At 71.5% G+C, this 20926-nt stretch carries 22 protein-coding genes; 11 read left to right on the forward strand and 11 right to left on the reverse strand.

Annotated elements, in window-relative coordinates:
- Positions 1-43: 43 nt before the first annotated feature.
- Together WMF12_RS23425 and WMF12_RS23430 are read left to right on the forward strand one after the other, a co-directional pair.
- Positions 44-673: a hypothetical protein gene (locus tag WMF12_RS23425; protein ID WP_437747845.1), complete on the forward strand. Its 630-nt coding sequence runs from the start codon at positions 44-46 to the stop codon at positions 671-673.
- 4 nt (positions 674-677) lie between these two features.
- A complete protein-coding gene (locus tag WMF12_RS23430) occupies positions 678-2420 on the forward strand; it encodes a serine/threonine protein kinase (protein ID WP_437873708.1) in 1743 nt (580 codons plus the stop codon).
- A 15-nt stretch (positions 2421-2435) separates the two neighbouring features.
- Here the strand turns inward: WMF12_RS23430 and xerD are convergent, their stop codons facing one another.
- The gene (xerD, locus tag WMF12_RS23435) at positions 2436-3326 is read right to left on the reverse strand and encodes a site-specific tyrosine recombinase XerD (RefSeq protein WP_437873709.1); all 891 of its coding nucleotides are present in this window, start codon (positions 3324-3326) and stop codon (positions 2436-2438) included.
- A 158-nt stretch (positions 3327-3484) separates the two neighbouring features.
- On the opposite strand from xerD, the gene WMF12_RS23440 reads away from it, so the two are divergent.
- The 3 genes from WMF12_RS23440 (at position 3485) to rpmB (ending at position 5990) form a co-directional block, all read left to right on the forward strand.
- Positions 3485-4348, forward strand: a complete 864-nt coding sequence (locus WMF12_RS23440; protein WP_437873710.1) for an N-formylglutamate amidohydrolase — start codon at positions 3485-3487, stop codon at positions 4346-4348.
- A gap of 13 nt (positions 4349-4361) precedes the next feature.
- Complete coding sequence (locus tag WMF12_RS23445; protein ID WP_437747849.1) at positions 4362-5444, forward strand: hypothetical protein; 1083 nt, start codon at positions 4362-4364, stop codon at positions 5442-5444.
- A 321-nt stretch (positions 5445-5765) separates the two neighbouring features.
- Positions 5766-5990: a 50S ribosomal protein L28 gene (gene rpmB, locus WMF12_RS23450; RefSeq protein WP_012237062.1), complete on the forward strand. Its 225-nt coding sequence runs from the start codon at positions 5766-5768 to the stop codon at positions 5988-5990.
- Positions 5991-6309: 319 nt separating this feature from the next.
- Here the strand turns inward: rpmB and WMF12_RS23455 are convergent, their stop codons facing one another.
- The 10 genes from WMF12_RS23455 to WMF12_RS23500 form a co-directional block, all read right to left on the reverse strand.
- Entirely contained in the window at positions 6310-7359 is a 1050-nt protein-coding gene (locus WMF12_RS23455) for a hypothetical protein (RefSeq protein WP_437873711.1), read from the reverse strand.
- On the reverse strand, positions 7356-8081 hold the full coding sequence (locus tag WMF12_RS23460; protein ID WP_437301456.1) for a DUF72 domain-containing protein: 726 nt from the start codon (positions 8079-8081) through the stop codon (positions 7356-7358). The genes WMF12_RS23455 and WMF12_RS23460 overlap by 4 nt, the downstream gene beginning before the upstream one ends.
- Before the next feature lie 89 nt (positions 8082-8170).
- A complete protein-coding gene (locus WMF12_RS23465; RefSeq protein WP_437747851.1) occupies positions 8171-9118 on the reverse strand; it encodes a lysophospholipid acyltransferase family protein in 948 nt (315 codons plus the stop codon).
- A 72-nt stretch (positions 9119-9190) separates the two neighbouring features.
- Entirely contained in the window at positions 9191-10372 is a 1182-nt protein-coding gene (queG, locus tag WMF12_RS23470; protein WP_437873712.1) for a tRNA epoxyqueuosine(34) reductase QueG, read from the reverse strand.
- 71 nt (positions 10373-10443) lie between these two features.
- Positions 10444-11019 (reverse strand): RNA methyltransferase, encoded by a 576-nt coding sequence (locus tag WMF12_RS23475; RefSeq protein WP_437873713.1) that lies wholly within the window; start codon positions 11017-11019, stop codon positions 10444-10446.
- Positions 11016-11810: a tRNA (guanosine(37)-N1)-methyltransferase TrmD gene (gene trmD, locus WMF12_RS23480; protein WP_437873714.1), complete on the reverse strand. Its 795-nt coding sequence runs from the start codon at positions 11808-11810 to the stop codon at positions 11016-11018. Before trmD ends, WMF12_RS23475 begins: the two co-directional genes overlap by 4 nt.
- Positions 11811-11850: 40 nt before the next feature.
- Entirely contained in the window at positions 11851-12363 is a 513-nt protein-coding gene (gene rimM, locus WMF12_RS23485; RefSeq protein ID WP_437873715.1) for a ribosome maturation factor RimM, read from the reverse strand.
- 12 nt (positions 12364-12375) lie between these two features.
- A complete protein-coding gene (locus tag WMF12_RS23490; RefSeq protein WP_012237070.1) occupies positions 12376-12627 on the reverse strand; it encodes a KH domain-containing protein in 252 nt (83 codons plus the stop codon).
- A gap of 1 nt (position 12628) precedes the next feature.
- Positions 12629-12895 (reverse strand): 30S ribosomal protein S16, encoded by a 267-nt coding sequence (rpsP, locus tag WMF12_RS23495; RefSeq protein WP_012237071.1) that lies wholly within the window; start codon positions 12893-12895, stop codon positions 12629-12631.
- Positions 12896-13298: 403 nt separating this feature from the next.
- Positions 13299-13481, reverse strand: coding sequence for a hypothetical protein (locus WMF12_RS23500; RefSeq protein ID WP_157906850.1), 183 nt, complete (start codon positions 13479-13481; stop codon positions 13299-13301).
- A gap of 282 nt (positions 13482-13763) precedes the next feature.
- Here WMF12_RS23500 and WMF12_RS23505 point away from each other — a divergent pair, with 282 nt between their 5' ends.
- The 6 genes from WMF12_RS23505 (at position 13764) to atpC (ending at position 20923) form a co-directional block, all read left to right on the forward strand.
- Positions 13764-15200, forward strand: a complete 1437-nt coding sequence (locus WMF12_RS23505; RefSeq protein ID WP_437873716.1) for a DUF4350 domain-containing protein — start codon at positions 13764-13766, stop codon at positions 15198-15200.
- Positions 15197-16174 carry an AAA family ATPase gene (locus tag WMF12_RS23510; protein ID WP_012237073.1) on the forward strand — a complete coding sequence of 326 codons (978 nt, stop codon included), beginning with the start codon at positions 15197-15199 and terminating at the stop codon, positions 16172-16174. Before WMF12_RS23505 ends, WMF12_RS23510 begins: the two co-directional genes overlap by 4 nt.
- Positions 16175-16180: 6 nt before the next feature.
- Complete coding sequence (locus WMF12_RS23515; RefSeq protein WP_437873717.1) at positions 16181-17851, forward strand: DUF58 domain-containing protein; 1671 nt, start codon at positions 16181-16183, stop codon at positions 17849-17851.
- A gap of 9 nt (positions 17852-17860) precedes the next feature.
- Entirely contained in the window at positions 17861-18691 is an 831-nt protein-coding gene (gene rsmA / locus WMF12_RS23520; protein WP_437747859.1) for a 16S rRNA (adenine(1518)-N(6)/adenine(1519)-N(6))-dimethyltransferase RsmA, read from the forward strand.
- A gap of 242 nt (positions 18692-18933) precedes the next feature.
- A complete protein-coding gene (gene atpD / locus WMF12_RS23525; protein WP_437747860.1) occupies positions 18934-20358 on the forward strand; it encodes a F0F1 ATP synthase subunit beta in 1425 nt (474 codons plus the stop codon).
- 7 nt (positions 20359-20365) lie between these two features.
- Positions 20366-20923: an ATP synthase F1 subunit epsilon gene (atpC, locus tag WMF12_RS23530; protein WP_437873718.1), complete on the forward strand. Its 558-nt coding sequence runs from the start codon at positions 20366-20368 to the stop codon at positions 20921-20923.
- The last annotated feature ends 3 nt before the right edge of the window (positions 20924-20926 follow it).

The following is a 20926-nucleotide window of genomic DNA, read 5'->3' on the forward strand; positions in this document are numbered from 1 at the left end:
GGGTCCGGTCCTGCAACGCTCGGGCGCAATGTTCTTCCGACGATTGCCTACCCTAGCGCTGGGCGCTGCGGCGGCGCTCGCCGCGGCGTGCAGCTCGCCGCCTCCACCGCAACCCGTAGCGCCGCCGCCGACCGTGACCGCGGCGCCACCGCCTCCGCCTCCCCCTGCTCCGAAGCCCTGCAAGGCGCTCGATGAGCAGTGCCAGGCAGAGGCGTCGACCCGGGCGAAGATCGCCCAGAGCTCACTCGTGTTCACGCCCGCGAAGGGTTGGACCTATGCCCAGGCGGAGAGCGCCACGATCGCGCAGGCCGCGGACGAGGGCCCGGCCTTCGCGACGGCGCAGATCGACGCGGGCGAGGGCAAGCAGGCGATCGAGAAGCGCGACGCCGCGCTCGAGGCGCTGGCGCGCGAGATCAACGTGACCTTGCCGAAGAAGAAGGTGAACTGGAAGAAGCCCGACGACATCAAGGACGTCGCCGGGCGGAAGATCGGCCTGTGGCAAAAGGAGGGCGCCGCCCGCGGGACCAGGAAGGGCCCGCTGCTGATCTTCGGCGACACCGGGAAGGACGGAGAGATCGTGCTGGGGCTCGGCTTCGTCCCCGAGGACGACAACTCCGGCGCCGACGAGACCATCCTGCAATCGATCGAGTCGATCTCGGTCGCGGCGGAGTGATCTCGTGACGGCACCGAACGTCGCGCCGGGCAGCGTCATCGCGGGGAGGTTCTCGGTCCGCTCGCTCCTCGGCTACGGGGGCGCGACGGCCACCTTCCGCGCGGTGACGGCGCAAGCGCGCGACGTCGCCATCAAGCTGTACTCGCCCGTCGTCGGTCAGCGCGGGGACGCGATGCAGCACCTCCAGCGGTACGTGGCCGAGACGAACAGGCTGCCGCCAGAGCTCGCCGCACACATCCTCGAGGCCGGCTACGACCCGGCGACGGCCGCGCCCTTCACGGTGACGGACATGATCCCGTTTCCGTCGCTCGCCGAGCTCGTGCGTCGCCGGCCCATGGGCTTCGAGGAGGTCGGCTCGATGCTCCGCTCTCTCGCGGCGGTGCTCGACGCGGCCCACGCCCGCGAGGTCCCCCACCACGGCCTCAAGCCGACGAACCTGTTCATCGACCCGAGCGCTCCGGGCAGCGTGAAGCTCACCGACTTCGGGCCGTCCCTCGCGCGGAGCATGGTGCCGACGCAGGAGGGGTATGTCCTCTCCGCGCCGTGGCTAGCGCCCGAGCAGCTTCAGCCGGGCGGCCAGGCGGGACCCGCCGCCGACATCTTCTCCGCTGCGCTGGTCTCCTTCTTCGCGCTCACGGGCCGCTCGTACTGGCGTTCCTGCCAGGGTCAGGTGGACATCCAGGGCTGGCAGCGCGAGCTCATGGCGCCGCGCCTCGCCGCGTCCGCGCGGGCCGCGGAGCTCGGCGTCCCGCTGAGCCCTGTGCTCGACGGCGCCTTCGCGCGCGCGCTGGCGCACGATCCGCGCGAGCGCTTCCGCTCCGCGAGCGAGCTCGCGGCCATGCTCAGCGGCTTCTCGGCGGCCGCGATCGAGGTGGGCTCGACGCTCGCCCTGTCTCCTTCGGTGAACGAGGCGGTCGCGCCCGCGCCGCCGGCCGTTGCCGTCACCGCGGCGAGCGCGCCCGCGCCCTTGCCGCCCGGCGACGCCACACAGCTGGTGCCCTCGCCGTTTTCACCCTCACCACAGCCGTCGCACGCGCCGTTTTCACCTTCGCCGCCGCTGGCGCCCTCGCCGCAGCCGCCGCAGCCTTTTGCCGACGCGCCCGCCGGGCAGGCGCCGTCACCTTCGGCCCAGAGCCAGACCGCATCCCGTCGAAGCGGCATTCCCGCGCTGACGGCGGTCAGCACCGCGCCCCGGTCGCCGTGGGGCAAGGCGGCCTCCCTGATGGTGGGCATCGTTGGTGTGCTGCTCGTCGGGGGCACGGCCGCCGCGTGGTACGTCCTGGACCGCAAGGACAAGGCGCAGCCGAGCCCCAGCGCCTCGACCAGCGCTTCCGCGGCGGCTCCCCCCGCGCCGTCGGCCGAGCCCGCTCCGCCCGAGCCAGCCCACAGCGCGCCGGCCGACGCCGGGACCCCGAACGCCGAGCCCCCGATCGATGCCGGCGCCTCGACCGACGCCGGCGTAGCGACCGACGCGACGGTGAAGATCTCCTGCAAGCCCGTCGCCTGCGAGGAGATCACCATCGACGGCAAGGTGACGCAGGCCCCGGAGGTCGAGCTCGGGCTCTCCCCTGGGGTTCACAAGGTGAGCGTCAAGCGAACCGGCTACTTCCCGCGGAGCCTGGGCGTGGTCGTCAAGGCCGGAACGCCGCTCGTGCAAGAGTTCCAGCTCACCGAGATCCCCCCGGCTCAGCCAGCGGGGCAGGCGGCGAGCAAGCCTTGCGGCAAATTCCTCAAACGCTGCAAATAGCCATCTTGCGCGCGCTCACGCGCGAGGGTGCGCCCGACGGTACGCGGCGCGCACGTGGTCGTCGGCGAGGTGCGTATAGATCTCAGTCGTCACGACGTTCGCATGACCGAGGAGCGCCTGGACGCTCCGGAGATCCGCGCCCCCCTCGAGCAGGTGCGTCGCGAACGAGTGGCGGAGCTTGTGCGGCGAGCTCGGCTTGGCGATGCCCACGGCGCGCGCATATCCGCCGAGGAGCTTCCACACCGCCTGCCTGGTGAGCGGCCCGCCGCGCGGCGAGAGGAACAGCACCTGGGTCGCCGCGCTGCGCGGGTGCGTCGCGCGCAGCTCCAGGTAGGCGTCGATGGCGGCGAGCGCCGGCTCGCCGAGCGGCACGAGCCGCCGCTTCCCCCCCTTGCCGAGCGCCATCACGATCCCTTTGCGCCGGTCGACGTCCGCGAGCTTGAGGCGCACCACCTCGCTGACGCGCAAGCCGGCCGCGTACATCACGTGGAGCATCGCGCGATCGCGCAGCCCCTTGAACGTCCCTTGCTCGGGCGCCTCGATGAGGAGCGCGATCTCGTCGAACGAGAGCACCTTGGGCAGCCGCCGCCCGACCCTGGGTCGCTCGACCAGCGCGCATGGATCCCGCTCGATGCGGCGCTCGCGGAGCAGGAAGCGGATGAACCCGCGGACCGCGGAGAGGTGGCGCGCCGCCGAGCTGGCGCTGATGCCCGCCTGGCCGAGCGCGACCAGGTAGGTGCCGATCAGCGCCTGGTCGAGCCCATCGACGGTCGTGACCCCGCTCGCCTCGGCATGGGCGACGAGCTTGGCGAGATCATGGCCGTACGCCTCGAGCGTCAGGGGCGCCAGAGCCCGCTCGACGCGAAGGTGATCCAGGTAGGCGTCCACCCAGGTCGCAAGGTCCACGGCCAACGGTACTTCGAAAGCGGCGAAGCGCGCCAGAAAGCCGGGCCGGAGCGGATCGACCCAGAACGCCCCGAACGGCAATACGTCTTCCTCCCTTCCGGCGTTTCACCTCCCCGTCCTGGTTCCAGCCGGACGCGGAATGCGTCACAGTGGGCCCCGTGGTGTCAGCCTTCGAGGTCATCGAGCCCCGCGGAGCGGAAAGCCCGGTCCTCGTCGAGGTACCGCACGCGGGCGTCCACGTGGATCCCGAGTCGCTGTCCTGGACCATCGCGCCGGCGCGCAGCATCGGGCGCGACGCGGACCTGTACGTCGACGCGCTCTTTCAGGACGCTCCGGCCGAGGGGGCGACGCTCCTCTTCTCCAGGATGAGCCGGCTGGTCGTCGATCTCAACCGGGGCGAGGCCGACTGCGACGGCGACGCGGTCGAGGGCGGCGGCCGGGCGCCCTACCCGCGGGGGCTCATCTGGCGCATGACCACGGACGGCGAGCCGATCCTCGCCGCTCGGCTGCCGCGGCAGGAGGTGGAGCGCCGGCTCGACCGCTTCTACCGCCCCTATCACGGCGCCCTCAGCGCGCTCCTCGCCCGCAAGCGCGAGCGCTTCGGCTTCGCGATCCTCCTCTGCGCGCACTCGATGCCGAGCCAGGGCCGCCGCGGCCACGCGGAGAGCGCGATCGCTCGGGCCGACATCGTCCCCGGCACGCGCGGGCGGACGACCGCCGCGAGCGCGGTGATCGACGCGGTCGATCAGCACGCGCGCGCCTGCGGCTTCTCCGTGCGCCATGATGACCCCTATAAAGGGGGTTTCAGCACCGCGCACTACGGCCAACCGCACCGTGCCGTCCACGCCGTGCAAATCGAGATTGCACGCCGGCTGTACATGGACGAGCAATCCCTTGCCATGGATGGGCAAGGATTCCCTGCCGTGCGAGACTTCGGTCGTACCCTGGTCGCGCGGCTCACCTCAGCCGAGCTGCTCGGTCAGCTCCGCAGCAGCCCTCCCTTCGACGCCCGTGAGATCTGATCCAGCTCCATCAATGGAAAAGCCTTTCGGAGAGGCGAGCCGCGACCGCCCGCCAGCGAGCCGTCGCGCGATCGCTGAACGGGAAAAGGCCGCACCAGCCCAGCCGGAGGGCGCCACAACCGGCGACAGCCCGGCCGACCGCGCCCAGGAAGGACCGGCTGCGGCGTCGATCAGCGCCGCTCCGGTCGATCGGCGCCTCGAGTCGAACCCGGCCATCCCGATCGAGGTGGCGCCCCCGAGCACGCGCGAGCACGTCACCAAGCCGCTCCTCGCGTCCGAAGCGCTCATGGAGGACCTGGCGCCGATGCGTCCAGCGCAGGACGCGGCGCGGATCTGGTGTGCTGCGGTGGGCGCCGGATTCCTTCTGCTCGGCGGCCTGTCGATCGCTGGGCTCCGCCCGGACGGCGTTGTCGCGGGGCCGCCAGCGTTCGTCCTGGGCATCGTCGCGCTGTTCACCGCGCTCACGTCGGTGAGCTACCGGCAGCGCGCCGTCGCCATGGTGGTGCTCGGGGCGATCGCGACCGTCCTCGGCCTCCAGAGCTCGGGGACGGCGGTCGGCTGGGGAACCGCCCGGGCCGTCGCGGCGATAGCGCTCCCGGCTGCGCTCGTCTTCCGGTCTCGCTACAGGGCGTACAGCGGCGCACGGTGGCTGCTCGTCGCCGCCTTCCTCGTCACGCTCCCATCCTTCGGGCATGCGATCGGACAGCTGGCTCTGCACGATCCGCACCTGGGCCATCTCGGCGCCTTGCTGGTGATCCTGGCGGTCCTATCCAGCCTTACCGGGTTCATGGGTGCGGAGACGACGGGCGCGGGGTCGTTCCTTGCCGTCGCTGTGGTGCTCGCCTTCACGGCCGACCTGGTCGTCGGCAGGCTCGCGCATCTCGACACCTTCTCGCCCCGGGACATCGTCATCGTGCTCTCCGCGAGCCTTGCGTTCGCGGCGACGTCCGCCATCACGAGCCTCGGCCTGTTCCAGATCCTGGCCTGGCGCCTGGCTGCCGACGCCCGGCGCATCGATCTGCACTCACGCCGCCCCGAGAACGAGAAGGACGGGCGGGATCGGCGTCCGCCCTCGGGCGGCGAGTGGCTGACCTAGGCCGCGCGTCAGCTGGCGCGTAGGGCGTCGGGGACACCGAGGGGAGAGGCTCGTCCGGGCCGGGTTGCGACCCGCTCTTCCCCATCCCCTTCTGCGTCCGGCCGGCGTCAGCGCGGCGATCGACCGATCGACCTCTCCGACAGAGATTTCCAGCCTACAGCGGCAATGATCCCCCGGACGACGCTTGACATGTCCCCCGGCTTCCTTCACTTTCCCGCGCTCCCGAGCCCCCCTGCTCCCCCGCGCAGGGCGTGCGCCCGGCCAGCTAGTTCGATTTACGGTCGGGGCACCGACGCAGGGCCCCTTCCAACCGAGGACGTCATGGCGAAGAGCGACATCACTGGGAAGCGGAAGCTTCTGGCGCAGAATGTCTCCCACTCCAACATCAAGACGAAGCGCTGGCAGCTCGTGAACATTCAGACCCGGCGCGTCTGGGTCCCCGAGCTCAACCGCTTCGTGAAGCTCAACCTCACGACACGCGACATCCGCACGATCGACAAGATCGGCGTTGTCGCCTACGCGAAGCGCTACGGCGTCGCGCTCTAGGCCCAGCGCCAGCGCGCCGGCCGGCCTGAATGTCGGCCGCCGCTTCGCGGCTGGATGCGCCGCGCTCTGTTCTCCCCCTCTCGGGGCTCGCCTCCATCCATCTTCAGTTTTGGAAGTGCCGCGTGCGTGACGGCACGCGGCGCATGCAGCCGGCGCGAGCTGGCAGGCGTCGGCCGCAGCGCACGTTGCGCAGCGGCTCGCTGCACCTCGCTGCAGCCTCAGCGCTCCTCCACGGCGCCCTCGATGGCCCGCGCCGCGTCGGCTAGGGAGCCGCATGGCCGGCCGATCTCCGCTTCGGCCGACCGACGCCCGCTGCGCCTCACCCCTCTGCCGGCTGCGTCCCTGCCCCCGCCATGAAGCCGGCTGCGAGGTTGGCCGTGCGCGCGTCGCGCTCGTCGCGCAGGACGGCGATGGCGGCGCTGGCGCCCTGCTGCGTGCGGACATCATGAAGGGCAGCTTCGAGCGCGGTGCCGCCGAGGAGCGCGGTGAGGACCCTCACCTCGATCGTGGGCTTGCCTGCGAGCGCGATCGCAGCCGCGAAGGCGCCGCGCTGGAGGATCCCGATCGGCGCGGCCGCGGGCAGGGGCGTGCCAGGGGCGAGGCGCGTGATCCCGCGGCGCACCGGGACGGCGTCGCGGCCGAGCACGATCTCGAGCTCGGGGACGGTGATGCCATCATCGGTGCGCGTGTAGGCGAGCGCTGCGACCGTGCCCCAGCCGTCGCAGGCGACGATGGCGTCCGTGGGTCGCGCCACGTCCCCTACCGGCCAGGGTGCCTGGAGCGCGGTCGCCCCCTCCGCGATCGTGGTCGACGCGGCTTCCACCTCGGCGGGCACCGCTTCAGCGAGATCTTCGGCGGTCAGCGTCCCCCCCGCGACCGCCCCGCCGACGGCCAGCAGCGCCCGCTCCACATCGCGCGCCCGGAGCGCCACCGCGCCGAGCGAGCCGACCTCGCGGAGCAGCGCGGCGCGCCCGGTCGCGCCCGCGCGCTCCGCCGCGACCACACCGGAGCGAACCAGCTCACGGAGCCGCGCGCGTCCGAGGTAGCCGTGCAGCAGGACCAGCATGCCGAGCGAGCGCGGAACAGCGACGTGCGCGGCCTCCGGGACGCTCTGCCCATCGACGAACCCGCGCGGCCGCGGCGCGCCGCGCCCAGGCTGGATCGCCCGTCCATCGAACGCCCTCGCGCCGACGCCGACGCCGGCCGCCAGCGCGACGGCGGGCGCGAGCAGCACGTCGGGCTGCGCGCCAGCTGCAGCGAAGAAGCCGGCGACGATCGCGTCGATCGCGCTGCCGGAGGACTCGAGCGCGGCCCGGGCGGCCGAGGCCGCAAAGGAGTCGCTCGCGGTGGCTGCCGCGCCGCGGATCACTGCTCCTCGTCCTCGGCGACGAGGGTGCTGGGCATGGGCATGGTCGGCCTTACCACAGCCGACGCTGTCGAGCGATCCGGCGTGCGCGCGAGCGCCGCCGCGAGCAGCGACTTGATCTGCGGCGCACGGTCGCCCTCGACGACCAGGAACACCTCACGCCGTCCGCGCAGGCGCTCGGCGACCCGCTCGAGCGCGGCCGCTCCCATCGACGAGGACCGCCCGAGCGCGCGCAGCCGTGTATAGACGATCGGCCCGGGCGGCGGCGCGTCGCGCGCCACGTCGAGCACCGGGATGACCTTGGCGGCGCGCGCGGTCGCAACGATGTCGTCGCGCTCCCAGATCCCGGAGGGCTCCCAGCAGCGCACGACCCCTTCGGCGGGCAGGCGCTCGAAGAGCGCCGCGAGCTTCTTGCGGTTGCTCGCCGTCGGCCGGAGCGACGCCGGCGTCTGGAGCAGGACGCACCGCGCCTCCAGCACGGCCGCCACCTCGAGCGAGGCCGAGAGCGCCTCGTCGAGGTCGCGCCCGCCGGCGAGCTCGCCGACCACGCGCGGCAGCACCACGCTGAAGACGAAGCCCGGCGGCACCGCTTTGCGCCACTTGCGCAGCGTCGTCGCGCGAGGCAGCGACGTATCGAGCGGGCGGAGCTCGACCAGATCGAAGCGATCTTTGTACTTCTGAATATCGCCCTTGAGCGAGGGCAGTCCGACGAGGAGGCGGGCCATCAGCGCGGACTCTTAACCCACCTTGCGCGCCGATGCAGCGCGTGCCCGACGGCGGCGCGATTTCTCATTTGGGGAGCAAAATCCTTGATTTATTCGAAGTGGAACCACTGCGTCGGGTTGTCCCGGAGGAAACGCTCCATCTCCGCCGTGATCTGCCGCGCTGCCACGTCGAGCTCGGACGATCCTGGCTTGCGGGGGAGCGAGATGGGCGGCGCGATGCAGATCTCGTACTCCATGAAGCCGGTCCGCCGCGTGAACACGGGGACGATCGGCGCGCCGCTGACCGCCGCGAGCTGAAGCGGGCCCTCCGGGACGCGCCAGGGTCGCCCGAAGAGCTCGACGTCGCGCCCGCGCATCCCGGACGGAAGTCGATCGATCTGGATGGCCACGACGCCCTGCCGCCTGAGGTGCGCGAGCAGCGGGAGCACCGCGAGCGGATCGTCGGCCACGTGCTGCATCCGTACGCCGACCCGATCTCGCGTGCCGTCCTGGATGGCCTGCGCTCGCTGGTCGCGCTCGCGCTGCATCACGATGAGCACGTCGGCGGCGTGCACCGATCGCAGCAGCGGCGCGGCGGCCTGCCAGCCGCCGGTATGCGCCGTGACGACGATCACGCCGAGGCCCCGCTGGAACGCGTTCGTGAAGTGCTCGTCGTTCACGCACAGGCCGGTGAGCCGATCGGGCCGGCTGCTGCCCGCGATGAACGCGTCCGTGAGACAGCTGGCGAAGTTGATGAACACCCGGGCGACATCGCGGTACTCGTCGAGCGTCCCCCGCTCGCCCAGCGCCAGCCGGAGGTTCCTGCGCACGGCCCTCCGCTGCTCCGGCAACACAGCGCCGACGACGAGCCCGAACAACGCAGGGCTGTGCCGGACGAGAAGGTCCGGGCCGTAGGTCACCCCAGCGTCGACTGCCCGCCGCCAGAGGACGGAATCGTGCCGGCGTAGATCGTCGAGGAGCGCTCGGAGCCTGGAGGGGAGATCCACGTTGGTGCTCGTGCGCGCGGCGCTTTGCCGGCGCACACCGTAGCGGATCATCGGGCCCCCGCGAAGAGCGCCCGAGCACCGCCGCGCTCCCGCGCCGCGTTCGATCGCGGCGGGCAGCGCGCCTCAACCTGCACCGGGATCCTCGTTCGACCCGTCAGGCCTCGGCGCGCCCGGGCCCGCCGGCTCGCCGCCCCCTGCGTGGCTCACCCCCCACGCGGCGACCTCGCGCACCGATGCGTCGTCATGAGCGAGCGCTGCGACGAGCGCGCGCTTCGCGCTCGCTGCCGCCGCGCCCTCTGCGCCGCTCGCCAGCCGGTTCGCAGCGACGATCGTCGCGTTTCGGGCGAGCCCGCCGCGTCGCGCGCGCCGGACCGGCGTCCCGACGGTCAGCGCGTCGAACGCTTGCTCGTCGAGCGCCACGAGGTCGTCGACGTCCCGCGCTTCCCATCGGGCCAGAGGATGGAACGGCGCGGTGCGCTCGAGCGGCGGGGGCGCGGTCCTGTTGAAGGGACATACCTCCTGGCAGACGTCGCAGCCGAAGAGGTGCTCACCCATGCCGGACCGCAGCGCCTCGGCCGGCGCGTTCCTCTGTTCGATCGTCAGGTACGCAATGCAGCGCCGCGGATCGAGCACGAAGGGCGCGTCGAACGCCTGCGTCGGGCACGCGTCGAGGCAGCGCGTGCACGATCCGCAGCGCTCCGCGATGGGCACGTCGGGGACGAGATCCAGCGTGGTGACCACCTCGCCGAGCAGCTGGTAGCTCCCCTGCCCCGGCGTGATGATCAGCCCGTTTTTGCCGACGAAACCGATGCCAGAGCGCGCCGCCCAGACGCGCTCCATCACCGGCTCGACATCGCAGAGCGGCCGCGCGAGCACGGATGGCGCGAGCGAGCGGATGAACGCCGCGAGCCGCCGGAGCCGCCGCTTCAGGTGGTTGTGATAGTCCTGCCCGCGCGCGTACCGCGCGACGCTCTGCGCGAGCGGCGGGTCGCGCCGCTCGCTCTCCTTGGGCCGCGCATACCTGCGGCCGACGCACACGACCGAGCGTGCTCCTTCGAGGATCGCGCTGGTGTCCAGCCGGCGCCGCTGCTCCGCGTATTCCGCGAGGTACCCCATCTCCCCGTGCATGCCGCGCGCGACGAACTCCACGTACCGTGCGTGCTCGACCCCGAGGGGCTCGTCGGCGCGCGCGACGCCCACGACGTCGAAGCCGAGCGCGAACGCCTGCTCGCGCACCAGCCGGTCGGGCATCGGTCGCGCCGCGCTCGCCTCCCCGGCGGGACGATCGGCCTCGCGCTCGCTCATCGCAGGAGGATGGACCGGAACGGCGCGCGGCGGTGCTGGCGCCACGCTCGACGACCGCGCGCCGCGCGAGATCACCCGGCGTTCCGGTCGCCGAGCAGCCGATCGAGCGTGATCGCGCACGCCGCGCGCACGCTCAGGTGGTTGTAGCCGGTGCTCGCCTCCGCCCTGATCGGCTCGACCCGGACGTCGGCATCGGCGATGACCTCTGGCGCGAGGCCCCAGCCTGTGCCGAACAGGATCACCACCGGATCGCTCGCTTGCGCGAGGCGCGCGCGGGTCGCTGCGTAGCTCGTCACCGGGAGCCCTCGCGAGGCCGCCGCGGTCGTCCAGACCTCGACGCCGCGCCGACCTGCGCCGCTCAGCGCGGAGTACACGTCGTCCAGGCTGGGGACCACGCTCAGCACATCGAGCGCGACCGCGCGATCCGGGATCCGGCGCTTGCCGGAGCCGATCACCCAGTGTTCCTTGATCCGCTCTGCCAACGCGCGCTGAGCGGCGACCGGATGAACGACGAAGAGCCGCTCGGCGCCGTACGTGCGCGCGCTCCGCGCCATGTCGTGCAGATCGAGGTTCGTGATCGCCGTGGTCACCGTCTCCCCGGACCGGTCGAGCACGGGGTAGTGAACGAGCGCGAGCGCGAGCCTCATCGCCGCGCCTCGCCGCTCTCGTCCGGGGGCGGCTCTCCCCCACGCGCCTTGCGCCAGAGGTCGGGCCTGCGCTGGGCCGTGCGCAGCTCGGCCTCCGCTCGTCGCCAGCGGGCGATGGCTGCGTGGTTTCCTTGCTGCAGCACGTCGGGCACCTTGTGCCCACGGAACTCCACGGGACGGGTGTACTGCGGGTACTCCAGGAGCCCTGACAGCGCGGGGCTGTGCGACTCGTGCTCCGCCGACACAGCGTTTCCGAGCACCCCTGGGAGCAGGCGCACGCACGCATCGATCACCGCCATCGCCGCAACCTCGCCGCCGGTCATCACGAAGTCGCCGAGCGAGATCTCCTCGTCGACGAAAGCGCGCACCCGCTCGTCGAACCCCTCGTAGCGACCGCAAACGAGCGCAACGGCAGGGCGCGCCGCGAGCTCGATGGCCTTCTCCTGACGGAAAGGCTGCCCCTGCGGCGTGAGCAGCACCCGGTGCGCGCGCGGCAGAGGCCCCGAGGACGCCGTCGCGTCGGCCCCGGGAGGCGCGCTCGACGCATCGCCTCCGGCGGCGGCTTCGTCGAGCGCCTCCAGGCAGCGGACGATGCAGTCGACGCGCATCACCATGCCGGAGCCGCCGCCGTAAGGCGTGTCATCCACGCTCCGGTGTCGGCCGAGGCCAAACTCACGCGGGCTGCGCGTCCGCACGGCGAGCGCACCCGACGCGAGCGCGCGCCCGACCATGCCGATCGCCAGGAACCCCTCGAACAGCTCCGGAAACAGGGTGACTACGTCGATGCGCATCGCACTTGCCGAGGCGGGCTCCCTTGCGCGGAACGGCGGCTCAGACGAGGCCTTCCAGCGTCGCCAGCTGGACGACCTGCCGCTCCGCGTCCACGCTGCTGACGAAGCTCTCGGTCAGCGGGATCTCAATGGAATCTGCGCCCTGCCTCTCCACGACGAGCACATCGCAGGTCGGGTACGACTGGAGCGACCTCACGTGCCCGAGCAGATCGCCGTCGGGCGTCATCACGCGCGCCCCCTCCACGTCGCAGGCGTAGAACTCGCCCTCGGAGAGCGGCGCGAACGCGTCCCGAGGGACGCACAACGTCGCTCCGCGCAGGGCCTCGGCCGCGTCCCGATCGTCGATCCCGGCGATCCGCACGAGCAACGCCTTGTCGACGGGCCGCGTCGCCACGATCTTCGCGTCCCGCGCAGAGCCGTCGGGAAGGCGCAGCCTGATCGGAGGGCGCGTGAGGAGCAGGTCGGACGCCTCGTTGTAGAGGCGCAACCGCAGCTCCCCCTGAACGCCGTGCGGACGGGCGACATCCGCGACGGGAACGTAGCGTCGCTCCACGTCGGGCTCGTCTCAGTCGAGGATGTCGAGGTGCGCGCGGCGCCCCGACTTGCTCGCGGCGGCGCTCAGCAACGTCCTGATCGACTGCGCTGTGCGCCCGTCCTTGCCGATCACCTTGCCGATATCCTCGCGCGCGACCGTCAGCTCGATCCGGGGGAAGCGGTCTCCCGCGACCTCGCGCACGACGACCCGGTCCGGCTGATCGACGAGCGCGCGGGCAACGAGCGCGACGAGATCGACCAGCGGAGACGTCGACGAGGCCATGCTACTTCGCGGCGTCCGCGGGAGCGGCCGCCTGGGCCAGCCCAGGGTGCTTCAGGAGCAGCGCCACCGTGTGCGTCGGCTGGGCGCCGTTCGAGATCCAGTGCCTCACGCGGGGAACATCGAGGCGGATCTCGGTCCTGCGCGGGTCGTACGTGCCCAGCCGCTCGATGAACCTGCCGCCGCGCGGGCTGCGCTGGTCGGCGACCACGATGCGGTAGAAGGGCGTCTTCTTGGTGCCCGCGCGGGCGAGGCGAATATGAACGGCCATCTGTAGAACCTCGATCGATATGGAAGAGCCCGTGCCCACGTTGTGCACGGCTTGCTCTGGAGGCGCCGGAGCGTAGCTCGTTCAGTGCTCCGCGCCAGAAGTGGGGGCGCAACCTAGGCGAAGATCCTGCCGAGGGTCAACCCCGCACGAGCAGGGCACGTCCGCGGAGGACAACTTTCGGGCCCCCGCTGCCTGCTCGAAGCCCCCCTCGCCCAGTCGCCAACCGTCCTCGCGGGACGAGCCCGGTGCGAGCGCGGAGCCGAGATCCGCGTGCATGCACGGTCGCCAACTTCATGGAATTTGCGAGGAAAACGGGGAATGTCTCGGAGGTACGTCGTCCAGGACACGCTGCTGGAGCAGCGCTTCCAGGGGGTTCACGCGGGAGCGCGTGCTACACGTGGCGTCAGCCCAGATCGAGGATGATGACGCCCCGGTTGGGATCGTCCTCTTCCGAGTCCGGAAGACGACGAGGTGCGGGGTAGCGTTCGATCGGCAGCTCGAGGCGCGGTCGAATTTCTTCTCTTCTGGACCGATCCTTCTCTTCTTCGCGCTGCCGTATTTGCTCGATGATGAACGGAGGAAGCATCGACTAACCCCTCCACCTCGTAGAGTGCTCGGCTGAATTGGTGGAACGAGGTCTGCGAGAAAGCACCCCGCTCTTAGAAGCGAATCTAGCAATGTGGGATGGCGGGTCAAGGTTATCGGTCGGGCCGACAGTGGTATGTTCGCAGCGCTCATGACGCGGCACGGCGCGTGGTTTGCGCACGCATGCTCCTCAGGCTCAAGGTCCGGTCTCGGGTCGGGTTCTGCTTCTGGTTCCAGTTCCGGTTCCGCTTCCGAACTTGTTCGGGAAGATCGGCGTCGGCCGGTGCGCTCGCAGGTCACACCCTGCTCCTTCCTGGCGGCGCTGGTCGCACTGATGGCGCTGCTCGCGCCCGCCCGAGCAGCGGGCGCCGCCTTCGACGTGAACGACCCGAGCTGGGAGGGTTGCTCGGAGCTCCTCGAGATCGCGCGCGCGGAGCTGGGGGCCGCGAGGGTCCACCCCGTCGCTGTGCTCGACTGGAGCCAGGTCGGCCCAGAGGACGGCATCCTGGTCCTCCACCCGCTGCAAACGCTCGACGCTGACGAGACGACCTCCTTCATGAAGGCCGGCGGGCGGCTCGCCATCATCGACGACTTCGGCCGCGGCGACGACACGCTCCGGCGATTCCAGATCGAGCGCATCCCGACGCCAGCCCGGCCGCTCGCCGCGCTCCGGAACCGGCCCTCCCTCGCGATCGCGGAGCCCGTCGCCGACACCGTCGGGGGCCACTCCGTCGGCCGGCACCCCGTCGTCAGCCACGTGGAGCGGCTCGTCACGAACCACGCGACCGGCCTCCGGCATCCGAACCTCTCGCCCGTGCTGCGGATCCGCGCCGTCAGCGAGCCGGACGTGATCCTCGCCGTCGCCGGGCAGGTCGGCAAGGGCCGGCTCTTCGCGATGGGCGACCCGTCCGCGCTGATGAACATGATGCTCAGGTACCCGGGCAACCGCGCCTTCGCCTCGGGCCTGACGCGCTACCTGGTCGACGAGGATGGGGCTCAGCCGCGCCGAGGGCGGCTCCACATCGTCGCGAACCGGTTCGACGAAGAGAGCTCGTTCGGCGGCGAGACGTCGCTCCGCAAGGACTTCGACGCGCAGGTCAAGGCGCTCGCGAGCGCCGTCGAGGACGCCCGCCGCGACGGGCTTCCGGGCGGCGCCCTCCTCGCGCTCGCGGCGCTCGCCGGCCTCGGCCTCGCCATCTGGACCGCGCGCGCCTCCGCACGGCCCTACCGGAGCCCGCTCCCCCGGTACGCCCGTCCGACGCCGCTCGTCGCTCAGGGAGGCGCAGCTGGGCGCTTGGCCGTCCTCGCCGCCCCCTCTTCCCCGCGGGGCCTCGCGTTCCTCGAGCTGAAGAGCGCCCTGTTCGAGGCGCTGTCCTTGCGGTTCGGCCTGGAGGCGAATCCGGCGCAGGAGACGGTCGCGCGGCTCGTCGCGCGAGAGGGATCTCTTGACGAGCGAGCCCTCTCGGCCTTCAAGGATGTTCTGGGCACCATGTACCGAGTCGAAGCGTCCGTCGTCGCCGGCAAACCGGCGAACGTGTCCAGGCCCGCGCTCGTGCACGCCGCCGACGTCGTGCGGCATGTCCTCGCGGCTTGCGGCGCCGACGGCCGGAAGCCGCCGCGCGGACGTCACCCCAGCGCGCCCCCCGATCCTACGACGGCGTCGCCGTCGCCAACAGACGCGAAGCTCGCACCACCCCACCCAGACAAAGGCGCTCGATGAACCAGGTTCAGGCCGTCGCCGTCGACGAAATCTCCGCGGCAAAGGAGCGGATCGAGGCGGTCCGGCGAGAGATCACGCGCGTGTACATCGGTTCGTCGCGCGCGATCGATCTGATGCTCACCGCCCTGCTCGCGCAGGGGCACGTGCTGCTGGAGGGCGTCCCCGGCGTCGCGAAGACCACGCTGGTCAAGGCGTTCGCGGCCGCGCTGGGCGCGTCGGTCCGGCGGATCCAGTTCACGCCCGACCTCCTGCCCGCCGACATCACGGGGACCTATGTCCTGTCGCCCAAGGAGGGGACCTTCACGCTGCGCCCCGGTCCGATCTTCGCGAACCTCGTGCTCGCCGACGAGATCAACCGCGCCCCGGCGAAGACCCAGTCGGCTCTCCTGGAGGCCATGCAGGAGCGACAGGTGACGATCGAGGGCGATCGCTTCGAGCTGCCGTCGCCCTTCATGGTGCTCGCGACTCAGAACCCGATCGATCTCGAGGGGACCTACCCGCTGCCCGAGGCGCAGATCGACAGGTTCCTCATCCGCGTGAGCCTCGGCTACCCGCAGCACAAGGACGAGGTGGCGATGCTCCGCGCGCACAACGTCGAGGCGCCGCGGGCGCGGGCGACGCTCTCCGTCCAGGACCTCCTCATGCTGCAGGGCGTCGCGCGAAGGATCCACGTCGAGGACGATCTGTACGAGTACGCGGTGAACCTCACCGCGTTCACGCGCACACACCCTCGCGTGCTGCTCGGCGCATCGCCGCGGGCCACGCTCGCGCTGGTCCAGGCGGCCAAGGCGGCGGCGGTGATCGGCGGGCGCCCGTTCGTCACGCCGGACGACGTGCGCGGCATGGCACAAGCGACGCTGGCCCATCGCCTGGTGCTGGTACCCGAGGCCGACGTGGATCCCAAGGCGCGCGACACGATCGTCGACGAGGCGGTTCAGCGCGTGGGGTACCGGCGCGCGGCGCGGCCGGCGTAGATCCGCATGCAGCTCTACCCCACGCGCACCGCCGCCCACCTGGCCATCGCCGGCGTCGCGGTCATGGGCGCCGGGCTCATCGCGCGCGAACCGGCGATCGTCGGCTGGGGCGGGGCGATCCTGGTCGCGATCGCGCTCGCCCGCGGCGTGACGCTGGTGTCGGTGGCGCGCATCCGCGCGGCTGGGTTCGAGATGCTCTGGGGCGGCTCGCGGCGGATCCTCCGTTCCGCGCGCGGAGGCACCGTCGAGATCGAGGCCGAGGTTCGGAACCGCGACACGCTCGCGGCTCGCTACGTCAAGCTGCGCACCATCGCCTCGTCGCAGCTCGACGTGCGCATCGAGCCGAACCGCGGCGAAGTCTCCGCCTCGGGTCGGCTCAAGGTGAAGGTCATCGTACGAACGCCGCGCGTCGGCCAGCACGGGCTCCACGGGCTCGCGCTCGAGGTCCACGGCGCCCCGGGCCTCTTCGAGGTGCCCCTGACCTTCGCGAACCCGTATGGCATCGAGGTGCTCCCGCGGCCCTTCATGCCGTACCTGACGCAGCCGCGCGGAGGACGCAGTCACCTCCTCGCAGCCTCTGGCAAGCCCGGGCGCGTACGCGGCGAAGGAGATGACCTGCGCGAGCTGCGAGAGCACCAGCCGGGGGACCCGTTCCGGAAGATCGCGTGGAAGGCCAGCGCGCGCCGGGGCACACTGCTCGTGCGGGAGTTCGAGCGCGAGGAGCGGGATGTGGTCTGGGTCCTCGTCGATGCGGCCGTGGAGCTCTGGGCGGGTCCGCTCGGCCGCGCTCCGCTCGATCTCATGATCGACGAGGCCGCGGCCATCGCGACGAGGCACCTCGGGCGCGGCGATCGCGTCGGGCTCATCGTCCTGGCCCCCGGCCCGCGCGTGACGATCGCGCCCGATCACGGCCCAGGGCATGGCCAGAAGATCGCGCAAGCGCTCACCGTCGGGTGCGGCACGTACGACGCGGATCGGAGCGAGCTCGACGAGTCGGACGTCGCGGCGCGCGTCATCGAGCACCTCAGGCCGCTCGACGCGCGCGGGCTCGACGATCTGCGCCGCGGCGACCTCGACCGGCTGGCGGCCCGCGCGGAGTCGATGCGCGCACGTGCGCCGTTCTCAGCGCCGACGCCGCTCGGGCGCTCGCAGCGCGAACGGACGCTGCGCCGCTACCTCGCGAGCTACGGCATCGAGTCGCCCGCGCGCGCCGAGCCGGATCGGCGCGATCCCGCCGTGGCGGTCGCCGAATCGCTCACGCACATCGCGCGCGTCAAGCCGCGCGCGAGCATGGTCTATGTCCTCGCGTCGCCTCCGGCCGACGCACAGCTGGGCCAGCTCTCGGAGGCCGTGCGTCGGCTCTCGCGGAAGGCTGTTCACGTGGTGTGGACGCTCCCGGATCTCGAGCCAGGGCTCGGGCCTCCCTGGGAGGCGCCGCGACCGCAGGAGAGCGACGGCGACGAGGGGCAGAGCGGCCCCACGCCGTCCAACAAGGCGTTCCAGGAGCTCGCGCCGATCGCGGCCGAGGCGGTGCTCATCCGCGCGCGGGTAGCTCAGACCCGCCGCGAAGCCGTGCTCCGCAAGGTCGGCGTGCGCGTGGTGCGGCTGCGCGCGACGGCCGCGCCGAACAGAGCCGCAGACGTAGCCCACGACGGGGCGCACCCACCGCAGATCTAAGGACGGGCGATGGCCATCGCAGAGCTCTTGCGCACACGCGGTCTCTCCCCGAAGAAGGGGTTCGGGCAGAACTTCCTCGTCGACGTCGATGCGGCGCGCCGGATCGCCGAGGCGGCCACAACGACGGAGGGCGGCGCGGTGATCGAGATCGGAGCAGGGCTCGGCGCGCTCACGCGGCCGCTCCTCGATCGCGCCACGCACGTCGTCGCCATCGAGCGCGATCGCGACCTCGTCCCGATCTTGCGCGAGCAGCTCGCTGGACCGCTCGAGGAAGGCCGCTTGACGCTGCTCGAGGCAGACGCAGCGCAGGTCGACTGGGTCGGCGCGCTCTCCGGCCACGCGCGGCCGCACGCGGTGGCGGGCAACCTCCCGTACCACATCACGGGCCGGCTCCTCGAGCAGGCGACCACCGTCGCGCATCAGATCGATCGCGCGGTTTTCATGGTGCAGCTCGAGGTCGCGGATCGTCTGGTCGCCGCCCCGGGCAGCGCCGACTACGGCGCGCTCTCAGTCTTCGTGCAGGCCGCGTTCGACGTGCGCCGCCTCCTGATCGCGCGCGCCGGCGCGTTCTACCCGAGGCCCGAGGTCGACTCGGCGGTCGTCGTGCTGACGCCGTGGCGCCCGCGGCGCGCCGAGGAGACGGACGCCTTCCGCGCGGCCGTGCGCGCCGCGTTCTCGGCGCGCCGCAAGACGCTCCGGAACGCCTGGAAGAACCTTTATGGCTGGTCCTCCCAGGAGCTCGAGCGGCACGCGAAGGACGCCGGCATCTCGCTCGACGCTCGCGGCGAGACGCTCAGCGTGGAGGCGTTTGCGCGGATCGCCGCCCCCAGAGGACGCTGAGCACCCGCCGCGCGCCGGCGCCCCCTCGCCGGAGCCGGAGAATGATGCGAGATGGACGTCGCCCCCGGACGTCCCGCGTGGAGCCCAGCCCCCGGAAAACACGCCCACGACCGCGCGTCCGCAGCGACGCGGCCGTCAAAAATCCCGCAGAATTTCTGGCAGACGGCACTAGTCGGACGCGCAGGTCCGTGCTAGTGGGCCCCGCGACTCGTCAAAGCACGTACGAGGAGGGCTCCCGCTCCATGGTTGTTGGAAAGATCACCCAGGTCATCGGACCGGTCGTCGATGTCGATTTCCCGGCTGGCCAGCTGCCCAAGATTCTGAACGCGCTCAAGCTGAGCAACCCGAGCATCTCGGCTGAGCCAGACAACCTCGTGCTCGAGGTCGCCCAGCACCTCGGCGAGTCGTCGGTGCGCACGATCGCGATGGACTCCACCGACGGCCTCGTGCGCGGGATGGAAGTCCGCGACACGGGCAAGCCCATCATGGTGCCGGTCGGCAACGAGTGCCTCGGCCGGATCCTGAACGTCGTCGGTGTGCCGATCGATGAAGCCGGGCCCGTGCACGCCAAGAAGATGGCGCCGATCCACCGGGAGCCGCCCCCGTTCATCGAGCAGTCGACCAAGGTCGAGGTCTTCGAGACGGGCATCAAGGTCATCGACCTGATCGCCCCCTACCGCAAGGGCGGCAAGATCGGCCTCTTCGGCGGCGCCGGCGTCGGCAAGACGGTGCTCATCCTGGAGCTCATCAACAACGTCGCGAAGGCGCACGGCGGCGTGTCCGTCTTCGCGGGCGTCGGCGAGCGGACGCGCGAGGGCAACGACCTCTTCCTCGAGATGAGCGAGTCGAAGCTCGCAGACGGCAGCCCCGTCATCTCGAAGGCCGCGCTGATCTACGGCCAGATGAACGAGCCCCCGGGCGCTCGCTCCCGCGTCGCGCTCTCGGCGCTCGCCGTGGCCGAGCACTTCCGCGACGAGGAGGGGCAGGACGTCCTCCTGTTCGTGGACAACATCTTCCGGTTCACCCAGGCCGGCTCCGAGGTGAGCGCGCTCCTCGGACGCATCCCGAGCGCCGTCGGTTACCAGCCGACCCTCTCGACGGAGATGGGCGCCTTCCAGGAGCGCATCACCTCGACGACCAAGGGCTCCGTCACCAGCGTCCAGGCGATCTACGTCCCCGCGGACGACCTGACCGACCCCGCGCCGGCCACGGCCTTCGCCCACCTCGATGCGACCACCGTGCTGTCGCGCGCGATCTCGGAGCTCGGCATCTACCCGGCCGTCGATCCGCTCGACTCGAACTCGACGATGCTCGATCCCCAGATCGTCGGTGAGAAGCACTACTCCGTCGCGCGGCGCGTTCAGCAGACGCTGCAGCGCTACAAGGACCTCCAGGACATCATCGCCATCCTCGGCATGGACGAGCTCAGCGAGGACGACAAGCTCGTCGTGGCGCGCGCCCGCAAGATCCAGAAGTTCCTGTCGCAGCCGTTCTTCGTGGCTGCCCAGTTCACCGGGCTCGAGGGCAAGCTCGTGCCGCTCAAGGACACGATCGCGGGCTTCGAGGAGATCCTCGACGGCAAGCTCGACCATGTCGCGGAGCAGGACTTCTACCTGGTGGGCGGCATCGAGGACGTGAAGGCCAAGGCGTCGCAGAGGGCGTCCTGACGCAGCCATGGCCGACACAATCCTCCTCGAGATCGTGACGCCGACCGGTCTCGCGCTGCGCGAGCAGGTCACGGACGTGACCGCGCCGAGCGTCGCCGGCGAGTTCGGTGTGCTCCCGGGTCACCTCCCGCTGCTCGCCGCGCTCCGGACCGGCCTCGTGACCTACCACCAGAACGGTCAGGAGCACCGCCTGGCCGTCCATCATGGCTTCGTCGAGGTCGCTGGCGACACCGCGCTGCTCCTCACCGAGCGCTTCGCGGTGAAGGACAACGTCGACGTCGTGAGGGTACGCCGCCGGCTCAAGGAGGTCGACACCGAGCTCGACCACTGGCAAGGCGACCTGACTGATCCGCGCCGTCGGGCGCTCATCGAAGAGGAGCAGTGGCTCGCCACCGAGCTCGAGCTCATCGGCGATCCGCCCCCTCCGATGGTCCGCGAAGACACCCGCTTCCTGGCCGAGCACGCCGAGGCGCCGCCGGTCGACGAGATGGTCGAGGCTTCCCAGCCCGACGAGAGCCTGACGGACCACAAGAAGCCCGGCTCTCCGTTCCCCGATCCGAAGTGACGT

This window comes from Sorangium sp. So ce363 (genome assembly GCF_051520435.1).
GTDB classification, from domain to species: domain Bacteria; phylum Myxococcota_A; class Polyangia; order Polyangiales; family Polyangiaceae; genus Sorangium; species Sorangium cellulosum_B.

Coding starts and splice junctions, on each gene's coding strand:
- WMF12_RS23465 (WP_437747851.1), bottom strand. CDS start 9,118: ATGATCCGCTACGGTGTGCGCCGGCAAAGCGCCGCGCGCACGAGCACC.
- WMF12_RS23475 (WP_437873713.1), bottom strand. CDS start 11,019: ATGAGGCTCGCGCTCGCGCTCGTTCACTACCCCGTGCTCGACCGGTCC.
- WMF12_RS23445 (WP_437747849.1), top strand. CDS start 4,362: ATGGAAAAGCCTTTCGGAGAGGCGAGCCGCGACCGCCCGCCAGCGAGC.
- atpC (WP_437873718.1), top strand. CDS start 20,366: ATGGCCGACACAATCCTCCTCGAGATCGTGACGCCGACCGGTCTCGCG.
- rsmA (WP_437747859.1), top strand. CDS start 17,861: ATGGCCATCGCAGAGCTCTTGCGCACACGCGGTCTCTCCCCGAAGAAG.
- trmD (WP_437873714.1), bottom strand. CDS start 11,810: ATGCGCATCGACGTAGTCACCCTGTTTCCGGAGCTGTTCGAGGGGTTC.
- WMF12_RS23510 (WP_012237073.1), top strand. CDS start 15,197: ATGAACCAGGTTCAGGCCGTCGCCGTCGACGAAATCTCCGCGGCAAAG.
- WMF12_RS23500 (WP_157906850.1), bottom strand. CDS start 13,481: ATGCTTCCTCCGTTCATCATCGAGCAAATACGGCAGCGCGAAGAAGAG.
- atpD (WP_437747860.1), top strand. CDS start 18,934: ATGGTTGTTGGAAAGATCACCCAGGTCATCGGACCGGTCGTCGATGTC.
- rpsP (WP_012237071.1), bottom strand. CDS start 12,895: ATGGCCGTTCATATTCGCCTCGCCCGCGCGGGCACCAAGAAGACGCCC.
- rpmB (WP_012237062.1), top strand. CDS start 5,766: ATGGCGAAGAGCGACATCACTGGGAAGCGGAAGCTTCTGGCGCAGAAT.
- WMF12_RS23490 (WP_012237070.1), bottom strand. CDS start 12,627: ATGGCCTCGTCGACGTCTCCGCTGGTCGATCTCGTCGCGCTCGTTGCC.
- WMF12_RS23515 (WP_437873717.1), top strand. CDS start 16,181: ATGCAGCTCTACCCCACGCGCACCGCCGCCCACCTGGCCATCGCCGGC.
- queG (WP_437873712.1), bottom strand. CDS start 10,372: ATGAGCGAGCGCGAGGCCGATCGTCCCGCCGGGGAGGCGAGCGCGGCG.
- WMF12_RS23460 (WP_437301456.1), bottom strand. CDS start 8,081: ATGGCCCGCCTCCTCGTCGGACTGCCCTCGCTCAAGGGCGATATTCAG.